Origin of the sequence: Frondihabitans sucicola (genome assembly GCF_030296615.1) — a bacterium.
In the GTDB taxonomy this organism is placed as follows: domain Bacteria; phylum Actinomycetota; class Actinomycetes; order Actinomycetales; family Microbacteriaceae; genus Frondihabitans; species Frondihabitans sucicola.
Genome location: NZ_AP027732.1, coordinates 3,875,611 through 3,893,463, shown reverse-complemented (window position 1 = coordinate 3,893,463; position 17,853 = coordinate 3,875,611). Strand labels below are relative to the sequence as shown.

The 17,853-nt window shown below is 70.6% G+C and carries 17 protein-coding genes and 2 pseudogenes; 9 read left to right on the top strand and 10 right to left on the bottom strand.

Annotated elements, in window-relative coordinates; all coding sequences use genetic code 11:
- Positions 1 to 25: 25 nt before the first annotated feature.
- On the bottom strand, positions 26 to 1,105 hold the full coding sequence (locus tag QUE79_RS20035; protein WP_286344598.1) for an acyltransferase family protein: 1,080 nt from the start codon (positions 1,103 to 1,105) through the stop codon (positions 26 to 28).
- Positions 1,106 to 1,253: 148 nt separating this feature from the next.
- Between QUE79_RS20035 and QUE79_RS20030 the strand changes: the two genes are divergently transcribed.
- Entirely contained in the window at positions 1,254 to 2,357 is a 1,104-nt protein-coding gene (locus tag QUE79_RS20030) for an acyltransferase family protein (protein ID WP_286344597.1), read from the top strand.
- A 45-nt stretch (positions 2,358 to 2,402) separates the two neighbouring features.
- Here the strand turns inward: QUE79_RS20030 and QUE79_RS20025 are convergent, their stop codons facing one another.
- The 7 genes from QUE79_RS20025 to QUE79_RS19995 form a co-directional block, all read right to left on the bottom strand.
- Positions 2,403 to 3,251: a Dyp-type peroxidase gene (locus tag QUE79_RS20025; protein WP_286344596.1), complete on the bottom strand. Its 849-nt coding sequence runs from the start codon at positions 3,249 to 3,251 to the stop codon at positions 2,403 to 2,405.
- Entirely contained in the window at positions 3,248 to 3,706 is a 459-nt protein-coding gene (locus tag QUE79_RS20020; RefSeq protein WP_286344595.1) for a hypothetical protein, read from the bottom strand. Before QUE79_RS20020 ends, QUE79_RS20025 begins: the two co-directional genes overlap by 4 nt.
- Entirely contained in the window at positions 3,703 to 4,932 is a 1,230-nt protein-coding gene (efeO, locus tag QUE79_RS20015) for an iron uptake system protein EfeO (RefSeq protein WP_286344594.1), read from the bottom strand. The genes QUE79_RS20020 and efeO overlap by 4 nt, the downstream gene beginning before the upstream one ends.
- Positions 4,919 to 5,644 carry a hypothetical protein gene (locus QUE79_RS20010; protein ID WP_286344593.1) on the bottom strand — a complete coding sequence of 242 codons (726 nt, stop codon included), beginning with the start codon at positions 5,642 to 5,644 and terminating at the stop codon, positions 4,919 to 4,921. The genes efeO and QUE79_RS20010 overlap by 14 nt, the downstream gene beginning before the upstream one ends.
- The gene (gene efeU / locus QUE79_RS20005; protein ID WP_286344592.1) at positions 5,578 to 6,537 is read right to left on the bottom strand and encodes an iron uptake transporter permease EfeU; all 960 of its coding nucleotides are present in this window, start codon (positions 6,535 to 6,537) and stop codon (positions 5,578 to 5,580) included. Before efeU ends, QUE79_RS20010 begins: the two co-directional genes overlap by 67 nt.
- 190 nt (positions 6,538 to 6,727) lie before the next feature.
- Positions 6,728 to 7,036: an EthD family reductase gene (locus tag QUE79_RS20000; RefSeq protein WP_286344591.1), complete on the bottom strand. Its 309-nt coding sequence runs from the start codon at positions 7,034 to 7,036 to the stop codon at positions 6,728 to 6,730.
- A 13-nt stretch (positions 7,037 to 7,049) separates the two neighbouring features.
- Positions 7,050 to 7,829, bottom strand: coding sequence for a putative protein N(5)-glutamine methyltransferase (locus QUE79_RS19995; RefSeq protein ID WP_350271729.1), 780 nt, complete (start codon positions 7,827 to 7,829; stop codon positions 7,050 to 7,052).
- Positions 7,830 to 7,953: 124 nt separating this feature from the next.
- Between QUE79_RS19995 and QUE79_RS19990 the strand changes: the two genes are divergently transcribed.
- From QUE79_RS19990 to QUE79_RS19955, 8 genes and pseudogenes are all read left to right on the top strand, one after another.
- Positions 7,954 to 8,973 carry an ADP-ribosylglycohydrolase family protein gene (locus QUE79_RS19990; protein ID WP_286344590.1) on the top strand — a complete coding sequence of 340 codons (1,020 nt, stop codon included), beginning with the start codon at positions 7,954 to 7,956 and terminating at the stop codon, positions 8,971 to 8,973.
- Entirely contained in the window at positions 8,912 to 9,970 is a 1,059-nt protein-coding gene (locus tag QUE79_RS19985) for a PfkB family carbohydrate kinase (RefSeq protein ID WP_350271728.1), read from the top strand. Before QUE79_RS19990 ends, QUE79_RS19985 begins: the two co-directional genes overlap by 62 nt.
- A 75-nt stretch (positions 9,971 to 10,045) precedes the next feature.
- Complete coding sequence (locus QUE79_RS19980) at positions 10,046 to 10,423, top strand: LacI family DNA-binding transcriptional regulator (protein ID WP_286344589.1); 378 nt, start codon at positions 10,046 to 10,048, stop codon at positions 10,421 to 10,423.
- Entirely contained in the window at positions 10,369 to 11,049 is a 681-nt protein-coding gene (locus QUE79_RS19975; protein WP_286344588.1) for a substrate-binding domain-containing protein, read from the top strand. Before QUE79_RS19980 ends, QUE79_RS19975 begins: the two co-directional genes overlap by 55 nt.
- Positions 11,050 to 11,350: 301 nt before the next feature.
- Positions 11,351 to 12,993: pseudogene (locus tag QUE79_RS19970) on the top strand (xylulokinase).
- Positions 12,990 to 13,766 carry an L-ribulose-5-phosphate 4-epimerase gene (locus QUE79_RS19965; protein ID WP_286344587.1) on the top strand — a complete coding sequence of 259 codons (777 nt, stop codon included), beginning with the start codon at positions 12,990 to 12,992 and terminating at the stop codon, positions 13,764 to 13,766. The pseudogene QUE79_RS19970 and the gene QUE79_RS19965 overlap by 4 nt, the downstream one beginning before the upstream one ends.
- A pseudogene (araA, locus tag QUE79_RS19960) lies at positions 13,763 to 15,276 on the top strand (L-arabinose isomerase). The gene QUE79_RS19965 and the pseudogene araA overlap by 4 nt, the downstream one beginning before the upstream one ends.
- A 97-nt stretch (positions 15,277 to 15,373) precedes the next feature.
- Positions 15,374 to 16,297, top strand: coding sequence for a PDDEXK family nuclease (locus QUE79_RS19955; protein ID WP_286344586.1), 924 nt, complete (start codon positions 15,374 to 15,376; stop codon positions 16,295 to 16,297).
- Positions 16,298 to 16,365: 68 nt separating this feature from the next.
- Here QUE79_RS19955 and QUE79_RS19950 read toward each other — a convergent pair whose 3' ends face one another.
- On the bottom strand, positions 16,366 to 16,623 hold the full coding sequence (locus QUE79_RS19950) for a hypothetical protein (protein ID WP_286344585.1): 258 nt from the start codon (positions 16,621 to 16,623) through the stop codon (positions 16,366 to 16,368).
- Positions 16,623 to 17,780, bottom strand: a complete 1,158-nt coding sequence (locus tag QUE79_RS19945) for an inorganic phosphate transporter (RefSeq protein ID WP_286344584.1) — start codon at positions 17,778 to 17,780, stop codon at positions 16,623 to 16,625. The genes QUE79_RS19950 and QUE79_RS19945 overlap by 1 nt, the downstream gene beginning before the upstream one ends.
- Positions 17,781 to 17,853 lie beyond the last annotated feature (73 nt).

Sequence of the window (17,853 nt, the reverse complement as noted above, 5' to 3'; positions counted from 1 at the left end):
CAGGGGACACGGCGTGTCCCCTGGTTCAACCGATGACTCGTCCCGGAGCGACGGCCGTCTCCGGGAGTCTCGGTGCGCGCTTGCGCGCCAGGGCCGCCGGCGGCTCGTAGAGGTAGCGCAGCGGTGTCTTCGCGAGGATCGCGTGCAGCCGGAGAGTGAGGAAGACGGCGATGCCGGCGATCACGGGCGGCAGGATCATCGCGAACGGCGTCAGGGCACCCAGCAGCGGTGTCTCGTGGATGACGAACACGATGGCCAGGATGATCGGCGTGTGAGCGAGGTAGATGGGCAGCGTCTGCTGGCCGATCCTGCCCAGGAATCTCACCGGCATCAAGAACCGGCTGAGGGCGATCCCGCCGAGGACCCCGGCGATCGAGTTGAGGAAGTACGCGCCGGGCACGTGACCCAGGTCGAACACCCCGAGCACGATCGAGATGATCGCCCAGACGACGAGGGCCGCCGCGAGGATCACCTGGTTCCTCGTGTTCCCGTAGCGCACGATCCACTCGCGCAGGTACAGACCGCCGATGAAGAACATGTAGTACTTGGCGCTGCCCTCCCAGCCGTCGTTGATCCCCGGCCAGCCCATGAGCGCCACGAAGCCGATCGCGGCGGCGACGGCGATCTGGATGCGGGAGTCGATCCTGCGGGTCGCGCGGGCGACGACGAAGAAGATGGCCAGCGACCAGATGAACCAGAGCTCGTAGATCGGCATGACGGGCGACAGGATCAGGCCGATGGCCGTGTCGCGCACCCCGCAGCATTTGTCCTGCATGACGAGGCCCAGCTGGAAGAAAATCGCGCCGATGGTCTCCCAGATGAGGAACACCCAGACGAACAGGAGAACCTTCGACCGGAGCAGGTCACCCCAGGAGGCGCGCAGCCATTTGGGCGCGAAGATGCCGGAGAGGGTGAAGAACAGCGGCATCCGGAGGGATGCGAGGGTGTTGTCGACGGTCGACCACCACTCGACGTGGAAGCCGGCTCCGAGGAGCCAGTTGGTGGTGTGGAAGAGCGTGACGAGCAGGATCGCGATGCCGCGACCGGTGTCGATCCAGGGGATCCGGCCGGTGACGGCGCGCGGGGCAGCGGCGACGTGAGACACGAGTGGCCTTTCGGGTCAAGGACACAGGGATGAACATTCGGGTATTCATCCCGATGAGAGCGTAGAGCCCTCCGGCCGTCACCGCTAGTCTGTCGGATGACCGGGTTCCCGAATTCTCGGTCGCCTCATCGGCCCGAGACGGTGACACATGGCTACTGCAGTTAACGCGAGCTCCCCCGCAACGAAGATCCGCGAGACCTGGATCGACGTCGCGAAGGGGATGGCGATCATCCTCGTCGCGCTCTTCCACTCCATCATCTTCCCCGCGGAACTCCACCTCGCGGGGCCGTGGGAGACCCCGGCGACCCTGCTCGACACCTTCCGGATGCCGCTGTTCTTCTTCACGGCGGGCATGTTCGCTCAGAAGGCGATCTCGAGATCGTTCCCCGAGCTCTTCTGGTCTCGGATGGCCCGGCTGATCTGGCTCTTCGTGCTGTGGTGCGTCATCTGGTTCGTCGCGTTCCAGTTCATCCCGCTCGTGGGAGAGGGGCAGAGCGCCCCGACGGCCCTCTCGCTGGCCCTGTCGCTCGTCTGGCCCAACGAGAGCACCTGGTTCATCTACGGCCTGGCCGTGTACTTCGCCCTGGCGTGGGTGATCAAGCCGCTCCCGATCGGCGTCCAGTTGGCGATCGGTTTCGTGATCGTCGAGCTCTTCGGCACCAAGCTGATCGATTCCCCGAACGGCGCCCTCGACAAGATGGGCATGTACTTCCTGTACTTCCTGCTCGCGACGAAGGTCTCGCCGATGGTGCGGGCGTGGGCTCCCCGCGCGACCTGGCGTTTCACGATCCTGGCCTTCGTGTTCTATTTCGCGGCCGCGGTCTCGAGCGCGAAGTTCGACTTCCTCACGGCCCCGGTCGTCCGCGTCGTCGTCAGCCTCCTGGCCATCACCGCGGGATGCTCGCTGGCCATCATGCTGAGTCGGCTGCCCGCCTTCGGCTGGCTGCGGCTGCTCGGGCAGAACACGCTGCAGGTGTACCTCGTGCACTTCTACCCGATCCTGCTCGGGGTCGCCCTGCTCGCCCCGGTGGCGAGCTCGCTCCACGTCCTCGCGCCGATCGTGCCGCCGATCTTCACCGCCGTCGCGATCCTGGTCTCGCTCGGCGTCCACTCGCTGACCAAGCGCGCCACCTGGCTCTGGGGCCTGCCCGAACCCCTGGCCCGGCTCGGCCGCCGACTTCAACAGCCGCGCGCCAGCCGGGTCGCCACCCCGGTGCCGCCCGCCGCGGGCGGGGTGGAATCCCTCGGCTGACGGCATCGGCCGCGCAGGACGGCGTCGGGAGGCCGGGCGGGACCGCTAGCGGAACAGAGCCTGCCCGATGTACTCCCCGGCCCGCGGGGCCGGCGGAACGGCGAAGACCGCCGACCCGATGTGCGAGATGTACTCGTTGAGCCGGTCGGATGAGCCGAGCCGGGTCTGGATCCGGGTGAAGTGCTCCGGGTCGTTCATGTACGCCGTGAACAGCAGCCCGGCGTCGAGCTGTCCGTACTGGTTGAGGCCGTCGGTGTAGTTGTAGGGGCGGCGCAGGATCTTGACCCCGCCGTGGTGCTCGTGGGCCGCGAGGGACACGTGGGATCGCGGGTCGATCTTCAGCTCGCCACCGGCCTTCGCGTGGAAGTCGGGAGTGGTGTGCTCGCTGCCGCCCGAGAGCGGCGCGCCGTCGACCTTGGTGCGCCCGAAGACGCGCTGCTGGTCGCTGATGACGTCGGCGTCCCAGATCTCGATGTTCATCTCGATCTTCCGCACGACCTGGTAGGTGCCGCCCGCCATCCAGCCGGCGGAGTCGCCGAGCCAGACGAACTCGTCGTAGTCGGCGTCCGAGGTGATGTTGCGGGTGCCGTCCTTGAAGCCCATCAGGTTGCGCGGCGTCGTCTGGTTCTTGCCCGCGGAGGCGCGTCCGAACCCGAGGACGGTCCAGCGCACGGTCGCCGTGCCTCTGGCCATGCGGGCGAGGTCGCGGATGGCGTGATAGGCCACCTGAGGATCGTCGGCGCACGCCTGGAGCGAGAGGTCGCCGCCGGTCGTCGCGGCCGCGAGGTTGTCGCTCGGCAGGTCGGGGATCTGGGCCAGATGCGCCGGCTTCTTGTTCGCGAGTCCGAACCGGCCGTCGAAGATCCCCGGGCCGAGGCCGACCGTGACGGTCAACGAGGCGGGGCCGAGGTCGAGCGCCTCGCCGGTGTCGGCGCCGACCCCCGCGCCGTGCGCGGGGAGACGCTGCCGATGGTCTTGCCGGCCTGCAGTTGCGCGATCGCGGCCGACCAGCGGGCGAGCAGCACCTGCAGGTCGGCGGTGAGCGTCGAGGACATGTCGAAGGTCATCAGCACGCAGTAGCGCTGGGGAACCGTCCGGATGCCGCCCTGGGGCTGCTTCGTGGCCTCGGCGTAGAACGGGTGGCTCGCCGACAGATCGATGTCCTCGCCGGGCGGCGGCGCCGACGCCGCCTGCGCTGCGAGAGACCCTCCGATGCCCGCGAGGGCGCCGACGCCGGCAGCGGCAGCGAGCCCGCCGCCGAACAGGGCCCTCCGAGAGACGCCGGACGGCGCCGGCGCGGGGACGTGTTCCCCGGAGCCGGCGCCGTCGTCGTGACGATCTTCCGTCACGCCGTGGCGACCTTCTCGGCCAGCTGCGCCAGAGGATCCTGCAGCGCCTGGATCTGCTGCGAGATCGTGTTCGCGTCCGCGGCCTTGGCGGCGGCGTCGTACGTGATGTAGCCACCGAGGCCGGAGGCGTCGCGGTACTTGTCGAGCAGAGCGTCGGTCGCGGCGAACTGCGTGACGATCCGCTTCGTGATCGCCGGGTCGAGCTTGGTCAGGCCCGGGCGCATGTAGGCGAAGGCCTCTTCGGCGCCCTCGACGTTGGCGGCGAGGTCGACGAGGTCGATGTGACTGAAGGCCTCCTCCTCGCCGGTGACCTTCTCGGACTGGACCTCTTCGAGGAGACCGGCGGCACCGTTCGCGAGGTCCTCCGGCTTGTAACCGAGCTTCGGCACGAGCGTGTTGAGCTCCTTGACGTTCGCGGTCAGCTCGGCCGCGAGCGACTTGGTGGACGCCGTGATCTTGCCGGCCTGGAAGAGGTCGCGCTCGACGGCGTGGTAACCGTGCCAGCCGACGGCCGGGTCGAGGTTGGAGGCTCGCATGTCGATCAGGTAGTCGAGGTTCCCGGCGTTGTCGGTCGCCTTGTGACCGGGCTTGATGAACCCGTCGACGTCGCTCTCGACTCGCTCGTAGTAGGGGCGGGCCTTCGCGTACGCGGTCTGGGCTGCCGTGAGATCGCCCGAGTCGACCGCGGTCTGAAGGGCCTCGGTCGTGTCGACCATGGTCGAGACCTGATCGTTGACGTAGGTCGCGTACTGCTTGGCACCGGTGCGCAGCAGCGTCGCGGCCGAACTGTTCGAGGCGCTCGCGGCCTTGCCGGTGACGGTGAAGTCGGTGAGCTCCTTGGTGGCTCCGGGGCAGTACACCTGGTACTTGCCGCCGCCGAGGGTCACCGTGAACTTCGCCGCGGCGAGACCGGGAGCGAGGTTCTCCTTCTCGCCGAGGATCTTCTGCTCCTGGAGGAGTTCGACCTCGGTGATGCCCGTCGACGACTTGTTCGTGACCGTGAAGGTCACGGGGCCCGCAGGAACCTTCTGGGTCGACACGGCGCACGAGTCGCTGCCGTCGCCGGTCAGAGTGATCTTCACGTGGTTCACGCCTCCCGACGAGGCGTCCGCGGCGGGACCGCCGCCGGTCGAGCAGCCCGCGAGGGCGAGAGCGGTCGCGGTGGCGATCGCACCGATGAGGAGGACGGATCTGGTCCGGGTTGGCTTCGGGTCACCGAACGGCATAGCTGGAGCTCCTAGTGGTGTCGCCCTGATCGGACACCGAGTCGTCAGGGGTGGGGGTGGGGGATTCGGAAGGCTGTGATTCGAGGGAGGCGCGGCGGCGGTCGCGCACGAGGAGCGCCGCCTGCCAGAGGGCCGCGATGCCGAGAGCGATCGGCAGCCAGGCGTTCCAGACGCGCAACTCGGAGGTGGTTGTCTTCGCCGCGCGGACGTCGAGCGCGATCGAGTCGACGCGGGCGGAGGGGACCGACCAGGTCGAGTCACCGCTGCCGGACGCGGCGTCGACGGAGTAGGAGCGCGAGGTCGTCAGCCCGCCGCCGGAGATGGTCAGGACGGTCCGCTCGGTGCGCTTCGTGTCGAGGATGCCGCCGCCCACGCTCCACAGGGTCGTCGTGGCCGTCGTCGACCAGCGAGCCGCGTAGGGGCCGGGCTGCGTGTCGGGCGAGATGCCGACCGGAATCCGCGCGAACAGGGAGACGAGGTCGTCGACGGTGACCGTGGACGGCCGGTCGGCGGTGGGCACTTCTGCGGTCGTCCGCCAGCGATCAGCGCTCACCCCGGCGTGCTCGCCCGTGCTGTGGGCCGAGGCGGGGAACGCCACGCGGACCTTCTGATCGCCGGTCACCCGCAGGTCTGCGCGCTGGCCGGTCACCGTGGCGGCGGCCTGGGCCGTCCCGGATCCGCTCGAGACGGCCAGCGTGCCGGGCGCCGCCACGGACGGACCGTGCACCGCCACGGCCAGCACGATGGCCGCGACCGCGAACGAGGCCGCGAAGACGGCGCGTACCCGGGGATGCCCGCGCGCGTGGGACGCCAGGCGCGAGGCCAGATCGACAGGAGGAGCACGGGCACGAGATAGCAGAACCAGCCGAGCACCTCGACGAGGCGCGGATCGGGCTGGATGCCGAGGACGCCGGTGATCAGGGCGCCGAGCACTGTTCCGTTGGGCGCGAGCCAGCTGAGGTCGACGGTGCGCTGCTGGCCGATCTGGATCCAGCCCGCCTCGTGCGCCGTGCGCAGAGCGGTCATGACGAGGCCCGCGGCGACGAACACCAGGAACACGCCGGTGCCGGTGAAGAACTTGGCCAGATTGAGGCGGACGCCGCCGGTGTAGAGGCCGAACCCGATCGCGACGGCTGCGGCGACTCCGATGACGGCGCCGAGGGCGGCGAGACCCGTGTCGGACGAGGCCTGGAAGGTCGCCAGCAGGAAGACGGAGGTCTCGAAGCCTTCTTTCAGTACCGCGAGGAAGGCCATGCCGGCCAGAGCCCAGGCCGTGCCGCGGTTCGTCGCGGCGGTCGCCTCGGCCTCGAGGTCGCCCTTGAGATCGCGAGCGTGCTTCCGCATCCAGACGATCATCGTCGTGACGAATACGACGGCCACCGCGCCGATGATCGCCTCCATCCCCTCCTGCTCGGCCTGCGGGAGAGCCTGCTCGACGAGGTCGAGGACGACGCCGACCGCGACGCTGAGGAAGACGGCCACGCCGACTCCGAGCCACATGGGCCACAGGGGAATGCGGTTGCGTGTGAGGAACGCTGCGATGATGCCGACGATGAGCGTGGCTTCGAGGCCTTCACGGAGGCCGATCACGAGGGTTGCGAGCATGACGTTTCTCTAGCCGGGCGGACTTCGCTCCGGAGATGGGGCATCGGGCGCGCCCGATGGAGGAAGGTAAGGCAAACCTTACATGTGCTGCCCGGCGGTTAGGAAGCCCTTATCTCGACGCCGAACGACCCGCCCCCAACCATCCGGGGCGGGTCGTCCTCCAGCTGCTCGCGGTGACCTGAGAGCCGCCCTACCCCTCCTCGATGTCCGAGAACAGGATCCGCACACCGCCGGTCGCGAGTCCGAACGCGTTCGGGAACAGGGCTCCCGCCTGCTCGGTGGCGACGGCGGCGCTCGCCGAGTCGTAGTCGGCGAAGTAGAGGTCGACGCTCCGGTAGGCGGGGGTGGGTGTGCCGTCCTCCTTGGGCCAGACCTTGCTGGTCTCGACCTTCGTGATGCCCGGAAGCGCCTTGGCGAGAGCGAGGTTCTCGGCGTAGCCGGCCTCGAACGCCTCCGGGTCCGTCGGGTTGTCGTAGATGAAGGTGATCTTGGTCGGCATGGGGCGCCTTTCGTCAGGAGTCGGAGTCGCTCTGGTCGAGCTTTTCCAGGTGTACTCCCGCAACCAGGGTCGCGTCGAGGTCGTCCGAGTGACGAATCCGTGTCTCGAGACCCGCTTCGGCGAGCAGCTCGCGCGTCGCCTCTGCCTGCCGCACGCTCGTCTCGATCACGAGGAGTCCGCCCGGCCTCAGCCAGTCGGTGGCGGCCGCGGCGACCCGCGCCTGGATCCGGAGGCCGTCCACCCCGCCGTCGAGAGCGCTGCCCGGCTCGTGCAGTCTCGCCTCCTGCGGCATGAAGGTGATCTCGTCCGTGGGCACGTACGGGGCGTTGGCCAGGATGACGTCGAAGCGGCCGAGGAGCGCGGTCGGAACGGCGTCGAAGAGGTCGCCCTCGAAGACGCGCTCGGGGTGCGCGAGGTTCGAACGGGCGCAGGCGGTGGCAGCCGGCTCGATGTCGGTGGCGAACACGGCGGCGTCCGGCAGGGCGTCCTCGACGGCGGCCCCGGCGGCGCCGGAGCCGCAGCAGAGGTCGAGGACGATCGGGGCCGTCGAGCCCGCGCCGGCCAGGTGCGCGAGGGCGGTCTCGACGAGGAACGTCGTGCGCAGGCGCGGCACGAACACCCCCGGCTCGACCCGGATGCGGAGACCCCGGAACTCCGCCCAGCCGAGCACCTGCTCGAGCGGGCTGCCCGCGAGACGGTCGGAGAGCATCCTGCCCAGGTCCCGCCCCGTGGCAGCGGCCTCCCGCAGCAGGCCGGCTTCGTCCTCGGCGAAGACGCTGCCGCCCGCGCGCAGCGCGCGGACCAGGTCGTCGTCGGTCGCACAGGTCAGCTCGATGCTCCTTCGGTGTCGATCGTGGGCAAGGCTCGTCGGGCGACATCTTCGTCTCCCGTTCCCTCAACCCTGGCACGATGGGCCCATGACAGGCGATCCCGCACGTCGCGACCGCGCTCTCGGCTCGCTCACCGGCCTCGCGATCGGCGACGCCCTCGGAATGCCGACGCAGTCGATGTCCCTGCGCGAGATCCGAGCCGACTACGGCCGCATCACCGACTTCGTGGATGCCTCGCCGAACCAGCGCATCGCGCACGGGATGCGCGCCGCGACCGTCACCGACGACACCGAGCAGGCGATCCTCGTCGCCCGGCTGCTCATCGACGGCGGAGGCCACATCGACCCGCGCGAGTTCGCCGACCGCCTGGTCGAGTGGGAGCGCGCGATGGAGGCGCGAGGATCCCTCGATCTGCTCGGGCCCAGCACCAAAGCGGCGGTCGGCAGGATCCTGCGCGGCGTACCCGTCTCGGAGGCCGGGTCGGGCGGCACCACCAACGGCGCGGCGATGCGCATCGCTCCGGTGGGCATCGCGACTCCGCCCGGAGACACGTCGTCGCTGGTGGACGCCGTCGTGGCGGCGAGCTCGGTGACGCACAACACGGGGCTCGGGATCGCGGGTGCCGCAGCCGTCGCGGCGGCCGTGAGCGCCGGCATCGACGGGGCGAGCCGCGAGGAGGCCGTCGACGCAGCCGTCGAGGCCGCGCGCGAGGGAGCGGGCCGCGGCGTCTGGGTGGCCGGCGGCGACATCGCGGCGCGCATCGAGTGGGCCCGGTCGTGGCTGCCGCGGGTGCCGGCGGAGGCGCGCCTCGAAGCCCTCTTCGACGTGGTCGGGACCTCGGTCGCGTCCCAGGAGTCGGTGGTGGCCGCGGTCGCACTCGCCTCTCTGGACCAGGATCCGTGGACGACCCTCGGCCAGGCGGCCAGCGTGGGCGGCGACACCGACACGATCGGAGCGATGGCGGGTGCGATCCTCGGGGCCGTGTTCGGCACGGCGGTCTGGCCCGGCGCCGCCGTGACCCGCATCGACCGCGTCAACGGGTTCGATCTCGCCGCCCTCGCCGACGGGCTCCTGGAACTGCGCGACGGGAGCGGGGTGCGCGAGTGACGCGACTCGTCCACACCGGCAACGTCATCATCGACATCGCCCTGGCCGTCGACGCGCTTCCGGAGCGCGGGGAGACGCGCTCGCGTCCTCCTCGGCGATCACGGCCGGAGGAGCGTTCAACACCCTCGTCGCCGCACGCCGCGACGGACTCGACGCCGTCCACGTCGGCGCGCGCGGCACCGGAGGGTTCGCCGATGTCGCCGCCGCCGCGCTGCGCGACGCCGGGATACCGGCCCTCGGGCCCGTGTACGACGTCGACACCGGCTACTCGGTCGTGCTGGTCGACCCGAGTGGCGAACGGACCTTCGTCACGCACGTGGGCGCCGAGGCGCGCCTGACCCGGCAGGATCTCGACGCCGTCGCCCTCGAAGCGGGCGACCTCGTCGTCGTCTCCGGCTACAGCCTCGCCCACTCGCCGCGGACCCTGCCCGGGTGGGTGGCCGGTCTCGGCCCCGAGGTGAGGGTCGTGTTCGACCCGTCGCCGCTCGTGGCGAGCCTCGACGACTCAGCTCTCGCGGCCGTCCTCGCTCGCACCGACGTGCTGACGGCCAATGCCCGCGAGGCTCACCTGCTGCTGGCCCGTCTTCCGAGCGGCGAGGGGACGCGGACCGCGGCCGGCCCCCGGCCCGAGGTCGACCCGCTGCCCTTCGACGGCGGGCGGGCCGGGAGCGACGCGACGCGTCTGGCCGCGCGAGCGCGGCCGGGAGCGGCGGTCGTCGTGCGTGACGGCGCCGACGGGTGCTGGGTGGCGGAGCACGGCGCCCCGTCTGCGGAACGGATACCGGGTTTCCCGAGTCGCGTCCTCGACACGACCGGGGCGGGCGACGCCCACTGCGGGGTGCTGTGCGCAGGCCTGGCACGCGGAGGCTCGCTCACCGCAGCAGCCCGGCGCGCGAATGCGGCCGCGTCGATCGCGGTGGGACGCCGGGGCCCGGCCACCGCGCCGACGGCTGTCGAGATCGAGGCGCTCCTGGCCCTCGTAGCCGACCCGGCGTGATCCTGCTCCGGGCTGTTCCTGCTCGTGTCGGCGGGCATCGGACGTCCCGAGTGAGCGTGCACATAGACTCACGGCGTGGCCAACATCTTCGACGTCGCGTCTGAAGCCGGCGTCTCGCACCAGACGGTGTCGCGCGTCGTGAACGGCGACCCGAACGTGCGGCCGGCGACCCGCGCCAAGGTCGACGAGGCCATCGCCAAGCTCAACTACCGGCCGAGCGCCGCGGCGCGCGCCCTGGCAAGCCGCAAGACCCGCGCCCTCGGCCTCATCTCGACCGGCGGCCCCCTGTTCGGGCCGTCCAGCATCATGCAGGGGTTCGACGGGGCCGCGCGCCAGGCCGGCTACCAGGTGTCGATCGCGACCCTGCCCCCTCCGACGCCGAGACGATGCGCACCGGGATGCGCGCCGCCGTCGACGCTCTCCTCGGGCAGAACGTCGAGGCCATCGTGCTGATCGCGCCCGACTCCGGCGCCATCGAAGCCGTGCAGGCCGTCGACATCCGGGTGCCGCTCGTCACCGCCGACTCGACGGCCCACGACGGCCTCGTCTCGGTGTCGCTCGATCAGTTCTCCGGCGCCGTGCTCGCGACCGAGCATCTCGCGTCCCTGGGGCACACCTCGATCGTCCACGTCGGCGGCCCGGCCGAGTGGACCGACGCCCGTGAGCGCGAGCGCGGCTGGCGTTCGGCCCTCGACTCCCTCGGGCTCGAGAGCCCCGCCGTGCTGCGCGGCGACTGGACGCCGGAGTCCGGCTACCGCATCGGCCTTGAACTCGCCGAGTCCCCCGACCTCACCGCCGTCTTCTGCGCCAACGACCAGATGGCGCTGGGAGTTCTGCACGCGTTCGCGGAGCGCAGGATCGAGGTGCCCGCCCGGGTGAGCATCACCGGTTTCGACGACGTGCCCGAGGCCGCCCACTACTTCCCGCCGCTCACCACCGTCCGCCAAGACTTCTCCGCGCTCGGCCGCCAGATCATGGCGACCGTCGAGTCGCTGCTCGCCGGCGGCGCGGCCGACGTGGGCCGGGTCGCCGCGCCCACCCTCGTCGTCCGCTCCAGCACGGCGCGCCGTCGTTCCTGACCGGCTCTGCCCCGCCCCGGCCTCCGCCCTCCCGCCTACCCGCCCACCCCCTCCCCTCCCGAAATCGAAGGGGATTTTCGTCGCGCGCTCGACGTCGCGCGGCGGAACGCACCCTGCGGCGAAAATCCCCTTCGATTTCCGGCGGGTAGGTGCGGGTAGGTGCTGGTTAGGTGCCGGGGAGGTGCCGGGTAGGCGGCGGGCGGGTGACCGGGGAGGCACCAGCGCATCCGCCGGGCTTGGCATGTGAGCGCTCACATGGCACACTGGGGGCGCACGACTCTTCGACGACAAGGACGTCCTCATGACCACCCCCACCGACGCCGACGCCGTGGCCCGCCTCGCGCGGGTCATCGCCGACGGCCGCGCCACCCTCGGCATCGAGTTCGGCTCGACCCGCATCAAGGCCTGCCTCGTCGACGAGCGCAACGTCACCATCGCCTCGGGCAGCCACGAGTGGGAGAACGAGTTCGTCGACGGCCGCTGGACCTACTCGGTCGAGGCCGTCCGGGCCGGTCTCCAGGCGAGCTACGCCGATCTCGTCGCCGACGTGAAGACGACTTTCGGCGTGGTCCCCGACCGGTTCGGCGCCATCGGGATCTCCGCCATGATGCACGGCTACATCGCCTGCGACACCCGAGGCGAGCTCCTCGTCCCGTTCCGCACCTGGCGCAACTCGTCGACCGGCCCGGCCGCCGCCGAACTCAGCGAGGCTTTCGACTTCAACATCCCGCTCCGCTGGTCGGTGGCGCACCTGTACCAGGCGGTGCTCGACGACGAGCCCCACGTCGCGCAGATCGCCTCGTTGACGACCCTCGCGGGCTACGTCCACCGGGCCCTCACCGGGCGCGACGTCCTGGGCGTCGGCGACGCCTCGGGCATGTTCCCCATCGATCCCGCGACGCGCGACTACGACGAGCGCATGCTCGGTGTCGCGCAGGATCTCCTCGCGAAACGAGCCCCCGACCTCACGCTCGCGAACCTGCTTCCGGACGTCCTCGTCGCGGGCCGGGGCGCCGGTGAGCTGACCGCCGACGGGGCCGCTCTGCTCGATCCGACCGGTGCGCTCCAGGCCGGTGTGCCGTTCTGCCCGCCGGAAGGCGATGCCGGAACGGGCATGGTCGCGACCAACTCGGTCGCTCGCCGCACGGGCAACGTGAGCGTCGGCACGAGCATCTTCGCCATGGTCGTCCTCGACGCGCCCCTGCGGCGCGTGCACCCCGAGCTCGACGTCGTCACCACCCCCGCCGGAGATGCGGTCGCCATGGTGCACTGCAACAACGGCGCGAGCGAGCTGGCGGCCTGGGCTCGCGTGTTCGGGCGGTTCAGCGAAGCGACGGGTTCGGCGGTCGGGATGGACGACGTGTACGCGACCCTCCTCGACGAAGCCGTGAAGGGCGATCCCGACGCCGGTGGTCTCCTGGCCTACAACTACCTCGCGGGCGAGCCGGTGACCGGGGTCGACGACGGGCGCCCCCTGTTCGTGCGCACGCCCGCGAGCCGCTTCACGCTCGGCAATCTGATCCGAGCCGAGGTGTACGCCGCGTTCGCCACTCTCAGCATCGGCATGGAGGCGCTGGCCGACGAAGAGGTCCGCGTCGATCGCCTCCTGGCCCACGGGGGCTCTTCCGCACTCCGGGTGCGGCCCAGCAGCTGCTGGCAGCCGCCCTGCGCGTTCCGATCTCGGTCGAGAGCACCGCCGGCGAGGGCGGCGCCTGGGGCATCGCCGTGCTCGCCTCCTTCCTCCGTTCGTCGTCGTCGACGTCGCTGTCGGAGTTCCTGACCGGCGAGGTCTTCGACGAGGGCGCAGCCGTGACGGTCGCGCCGACGCCGTCCGACCTCGACGGCTTCGCCGCCTACCTCGACCGCTACCGGCTGGCGCTGCCCCTCCAGCGGGCTGCTGCCGATGCCACCCCGACCACCTCGAAAGAAGGCGCCACAGCATGACCGAGCCCATCGGATCCTGGTCCCCAGAAGTCGAGATCGCCATCCAGCAGACGAGGCAGCGGGTCGCGCAGCTCCACTCCGAGCTGACGAAGTACGGGCTCGTCATCTGGACGGGAGGCAACGTCTCGGGTCGCGTGCCCGGCGCCGACCTCTTCGTCATCAAGCCGAGCGGCGTCGACTACGACGACCTCACCCCCGAGAACCAGATCCTCTGCGACCTCGAGGGCATCGTCATCGCAGGATCGCCGGGAAGCGACAAGTCCCCGTCGTCCGACACCGCGGCCCACGCCTACGTCTACCGGAACATGCCCGCCGTCGGGGGAGTCGTGCACACGCACTCCACCTACGCCACCGCCTGGGCCGCCAGGGGTGAGGCGATCCCGTGCGTCATCACGGCCATGGCCGACGAGTTCGGCGGTGAGATCCCCGTGGGCCCGTTCGCGATCATCGGCGACGACTCGATCGGCCGCGGCGTCGTCGCGACCCTCACCGGTCATCGCTCGCGCGCCGTCCTGATGCAGAACCACGGCGTCTTCACCATCGGCAAGGACGCCCGCGACGCCGTCAAGGCCGCCGTCATGGCCGAGGACGTGGCGCGCACCGTCCACATCTCGCGCCAGCTCGGCGACCCGCTGCCCATCCCGAGCGAGAGCATCGACGCTCTCTTCGACCGCTACCAGAACGTCTACGGGCAGAGCGAAGCTCTGCCCCGGCACAGCAGTGCGGACGGCGCCGCGGCGCCGGATGCCCACTCGACAGGAGAAACCCCATGACGCTCACCACCTCACTGGACCACTTCGAGGTCTGGTTCCTCACCGGCTCGCAAGGCCTCTACGGCGAAGAGACCCTCCGCCAGGTCGCTTCGCAGTCGAAGCAGATCGCCGACGCCCTCGAAGCGAATCCAGGCATTCCCGTGAAGATCGTCTGGAAGCCGGTCCTCACCGACTCCGACGCGATCCGCAGGCTCGCTCTCGAGGTCAACGCCCGCGACGACGTCATCGGCGTGACCGCGTGGATGCACACCTTCAGCCCCGCCAAGATGTGGATCAAGGGGCTCGACGCGCTCCAGAAGCCGCTGCTGCACTTCCACACGCAGGCGAACGTCGAGCTGCCCTGGGCCGAGATCGACTTCGACTTCATGAACCTCAACCAGGCCGCCCACGGCGACCGCGAGTTCGGCTACATCCAGTCGCGCCTCGGCGTCGCCCGCAAGACCGTCGTCGGGCATCACTCCGACCCTCGCGTCGTCTCGCAGATCGCCACCTGGACCCGCGCCGCCGCCGGCTGGGCGGCGACGCGCGACCTCAAGCTGGCGCGCTTCGGCGACAACATGCGCAACGTCGCCGTCACGGAGGGCGACAAGACCGAGGCCGAGCACGTGTTCGGCGTCTCGGTCAACACCTGGGGCGTGAACGAGCTGGCCGAGGCGGTCGCCTCGGCTTCGTCGGCCGATGTCGACGCGCTCGTGCAGGTGTACGTCGACTCGTACGACGTCGTGCCTTCCCTCCTGCCGGGGGTGACCGCCACCAGTCGCTGCGCGACGGTGCCGCCATCGAACTGGGGCTCCGCTCGTTCCTCGAGGCAGGCGACTTCGGCGCCTTCACGACCAACTTCGAAGACCTCGGCGCTCTCAAGCAGCTCCCGGGTCTCGCCGTGCAGCGCCTGATGGCCGAGGGCTACGGCTTCGGCGCCGAGGGCGACTGGAAGACGGCCGTCCTGGTGCGGGCCGCCAACGTCATGGGAGCCGGCCTGCCCGGCGGTGCGTCCCTGATGGAGGACTACACCTACGACCTGACCCCGGGCGCGGAGAAGATCCTCGGGGCGCACATGCTCGAGGTCTCGCCCACGCTCACTGCCGCCAAGCCGACGCTGGAGATCCACGCCCTGGGGATCGGCGGCAAGGACGACCCGGTCCGCTTGGTCTTCACCGCCGATCCTGGGCCCGCCGTCGTCGTGGCGCTCTCCGACATGCGCGATCGCTTCCGGCTGACCGCCAACGTCGTCGACGTCGTCCCGCCGACCGCCGCGCTGCCGAACCTCCCCGTCGGCCGCGCCGTCTGGGAGCCCCGGCCCTCGTTCGCCGTCTCCGCGGAGGCCTGGCTGACCGCCGGCGCCGCGCACCACACCGTCATGAGCACGGCCGTCGGCCTCGAGGCGTTCGAAGACTTCGCGCTCATGGCCGGCACCGAGCTGCTGATCATCGACGAAGAGACGCGCCTACGCGAGTTCCGCCGCGAGGTGCAGTGGAACGCCGCCTACTACCGCCTCGCTCGCGGCCTCTAGCCGGGTTCCCCTCCCCAGGGCCGATCCGGGCGACTCCTTCCCCAGGGCGGGTCCCGGGCGCAGGATCCCACGCAGGTCGCGTGGCATCCTGCGCCCCATGTCGTCCGATGACCTGCCGCCACTTCACCGCGCGTCGTCGGCCGCCGCGACGCGGTCGGTCCACCGCGCTGCGGGCCGGGGAGAACTCGTCCGGGTGCGCTCGGGAGCGTTCGTGGAGCGTTCGGCCTGGGAGGCGCTCGACGGCACGCAGCGCTACCGTCTCCTGGTTCGCGCCGCGGTGCCGTCGCTCGGTGCGCGACTCGTGGTCTCGCACGAGTCGGCGTTGGCCCTTCACGGTCGGTCCCTTCTGCGCGCCTGGCCGGCGGACGTCCACGTCACCGACGCTCGGCGAGAGCGCGGCCAGGCCTGGGCGGGAGTCGTCAAGCACGCAGCGGCCCTGACGCCTGACGACCTCGTCGTGATCGACGGCACGATGGCGACGAGCCTGACCCGCACCTGTGTCGACATCGCGCTCACGCGAGGCTTCGACGTGGCGGTCGCGTGTGCCGACGAATGCCTGCGGCGTACGCCGACCTCGACGCCTCTTCTGCTGGCCAAGCTCGCCGAGCGGCCGCACGCGCGGGGACGCATCGCGGCGGCGGCAGCGGCTCTGTCGTTCGCGTCGGGGCTGTCGGACTCCGGCGGAGAATCGTGGTGCCGTTGCCGGCTCCACGAGCTGGGGGCACCCGTCCCGGTCTTGCAGCAGTCGTTCTGGGACAGGCAGGGGCGCATCGGCTCGGTCGACTTCTGGTTCGAGGAGCACGGCGTGATCGTCGAGTTCGACGGCGATCAGAAGTATCTCGCGTCCCGCTACGCGAACGGTCGCAGCGCGTCGGAGGTCGTTCTGCACGAGCGGCGCCGCGAACGCCGGCTGCTGGCCGTGCCCGCAGTGCGGACGGTGGTGCGGGTCGATTGGAGCGATCTGGTGGCCCCGTGGCGCCTCCGGGTCCTGCTCGTCGATTCGGGCCTTCCGGTGAGGTGACCATCTCCCACGATTCGGACGTGAAACCACTGCCGGCAATGGTTTCACGTCCGAATCGTGGGAGAAGGTCAGCCGCCGTGGAACTGCGGGATGATCAGGTAGAGCGCGAAGAGCACGGCGGCTGCTCCGACGGCGATGCAGGCCCAGGCAGCGATCGAGCGCGGCATCGAGCGCGGCCCGGAGCGCCCGCCGGCCGGCGCACCCTCCAGCTCCCCGTCGGCGAGCAGTCGCAGCCCGAGCGAGAACGCCAGCACCACCACGGCGGTCGCGGCCAGCGCCACGAGGAAGACGACGACGAAAGCGCCCCAGTCGACTCCGAGGAACATCAGCGCACCTCCCCGGCGAGGGCGGCGTCCGACGCAGCGGGGGCAGTCGACGAGCCGGCGACGTCGGCGGCCGAGATCGGTTTGCGGCGCGCCAGCGTGTAGAAGGTGACACCGCCCGCGACCGCCAGGACGGCGACCACGACGAGGCCGACCGTCGACGTGGACGCGATGAACGCGGCGACTCCGCCCACGAGCGCAGCGGCGGGCAGGGTGACCACCCAGCCCGTCGCGATCCTGCCCACGACGCCCCAGTGCACGATCGCGAGCCGCTTGCCGAGCCCGGCCCCGATGACCGAGCCGGAGGTCACCTGCGTCGTCGAGAGGGCGAAACCGAGATGGGACGAGATCAGGATCGTCGCGGCCGACGCCGTTTCGGCGGCGAAACCCTGCGGAGACTGGACGTCGGTGATGTTCTTGCCGACCGTCTTCATGATCCGCCAGCCGCCGACGTACGTGCCGAGGCCGATGGCGAGCCCGCAGGCCAGGATCACCCACAGGGAGGGCCCCGTGCCGGAACCCTGGTATCCGGCGGCGATGAGGGTCAGCGTGATGACGCCCATGGTCTTCTGGGCGTCGTTGGTGCCGTGCGCGAGCGAGACCAGCGAAGCGGAGACCGTCTGGCCGTAGCGAAAGCCGCGCTCGGAGCCCCGAGCCCGGGCGTTGCGGGTCATCCGGTAGGCGGCGAACGTGGCGACGAGGGCGACGGATCCTGCGACCAGCGGCGACACGACGGCCGGCACGACGATCTTCGACAGGACCACGCCGAAGTCGACCGAGCCGACGCCCGCTCCGATCACCGCTGCCCCGATCAGGCCGCCGAACAGCGCGTGGGTGGACGACGAGGGGAGTCCGAGGTACCAGGTGGTGAGATTCCAGAGGACTGCGCCGACCAGCCCGGCGAAGATCATGACCGGCGTGATGTCGACGCCGCCCGGGCCCTCCTTGATGATGCCGTTCGACACCGTCTTGGCGACCTCGGTCGAGATGAACGCCCCGACCAGGTTGAGGACCGCCGAGATGAGCACGGCGACCTTCGGCTTGAGGGCACCGGTCGCGACCGAGGTGGCCATCGCATTGGCGGTGTCGTGGAAGCCGTTGGTGAAGTCGAAGACGAGTGCGACGACGATGACGAGGGTCACCGTGATGAGCACGTCCATGGGCAGCTCCTTCCACTAGCGCCCGACGCGGTGAGCCCGAGCAGTGCGGCGAAGCTAACTCCGACCGCTTAAC

What these genes read in the sequence shown, in the direction of transcription:
- QUE79_RS19950 (WP_286344585.1), bottom strand. Translation starts at nt 16,623, where the DNA reads ATGTTCCTCGGAGTCGACTGGGGCGCTTTCGTCGTCGTCTTCCTCGTG.
- QUE79_RS19965 (WP_286344587.1), top strand. Translation starts at nt 12,990, where the DNA reads ATGACCGAGCCCATCGGATCCTGGTCCCCAGAAGTCGAGATCGCCATC.
- efeU (WP_286344592.1), bottom strand. Translation starts at nt 6,537, where the DNA reads ATGCTCGCAACCCTCGTGATCGGCCTCCGTGAAGGCCTCGAAGCCACG.
- QUE79_RS19990 (WP_286344590.1), top strand. Translation starts at nt 7,954, where the DNA reads ATGACAGGCGATCCCGCACGTCGCGACCGCGCTCTCGGCTCGCTCACC.
- QUE79_RS20000 (WP_286344591.1), bottom strand. Translation starts at nt 7,036, where the DNA reads ATGCCGACCAAGATCACCTTCATCTACGACAACCCGACGGACCCGGAG.
- QUE79_RS19955 (WP_286344586.1), top strand. Translation starts at nt 15,374, where the DNA reads ATGTCGTCCGATGACCTGCCGCCACTTCACCGCGCGTCGTCGGCCGCC.
- QUE79_RS20030 (WP_286344597.1), top strand. Translation starts at nt 1,254, where the DNA reads ATGGCTACTGCAGTTAACGCGAGCTCCCCCGCAACGAAGATCCGCGAG.
- QUE79_RS19945 (WP_286344584.1), bottom strand. Translation starts at nt 17,780, where the DNA reads ATGGACGTGCTCATCACGGTGACCCTCGTCATCGTCGTCGCACTCGTC.
- QUE79_RS19975 (WP_286344588.1), top strand. Translation starts at nt 10,369, where the DNA reads ATGCGCGCCGCCGTCGACGCTCTCCTCGGGCAGAACGTCGAGGCCATC.
- efeO (WP_286344594.1), bottom strand. Translation starts at nt 4,932, where the DNA reads ATGCCGTTCGGTGACCCGAAGCCAACCCGGACCAGATCCGTCCTCCTC.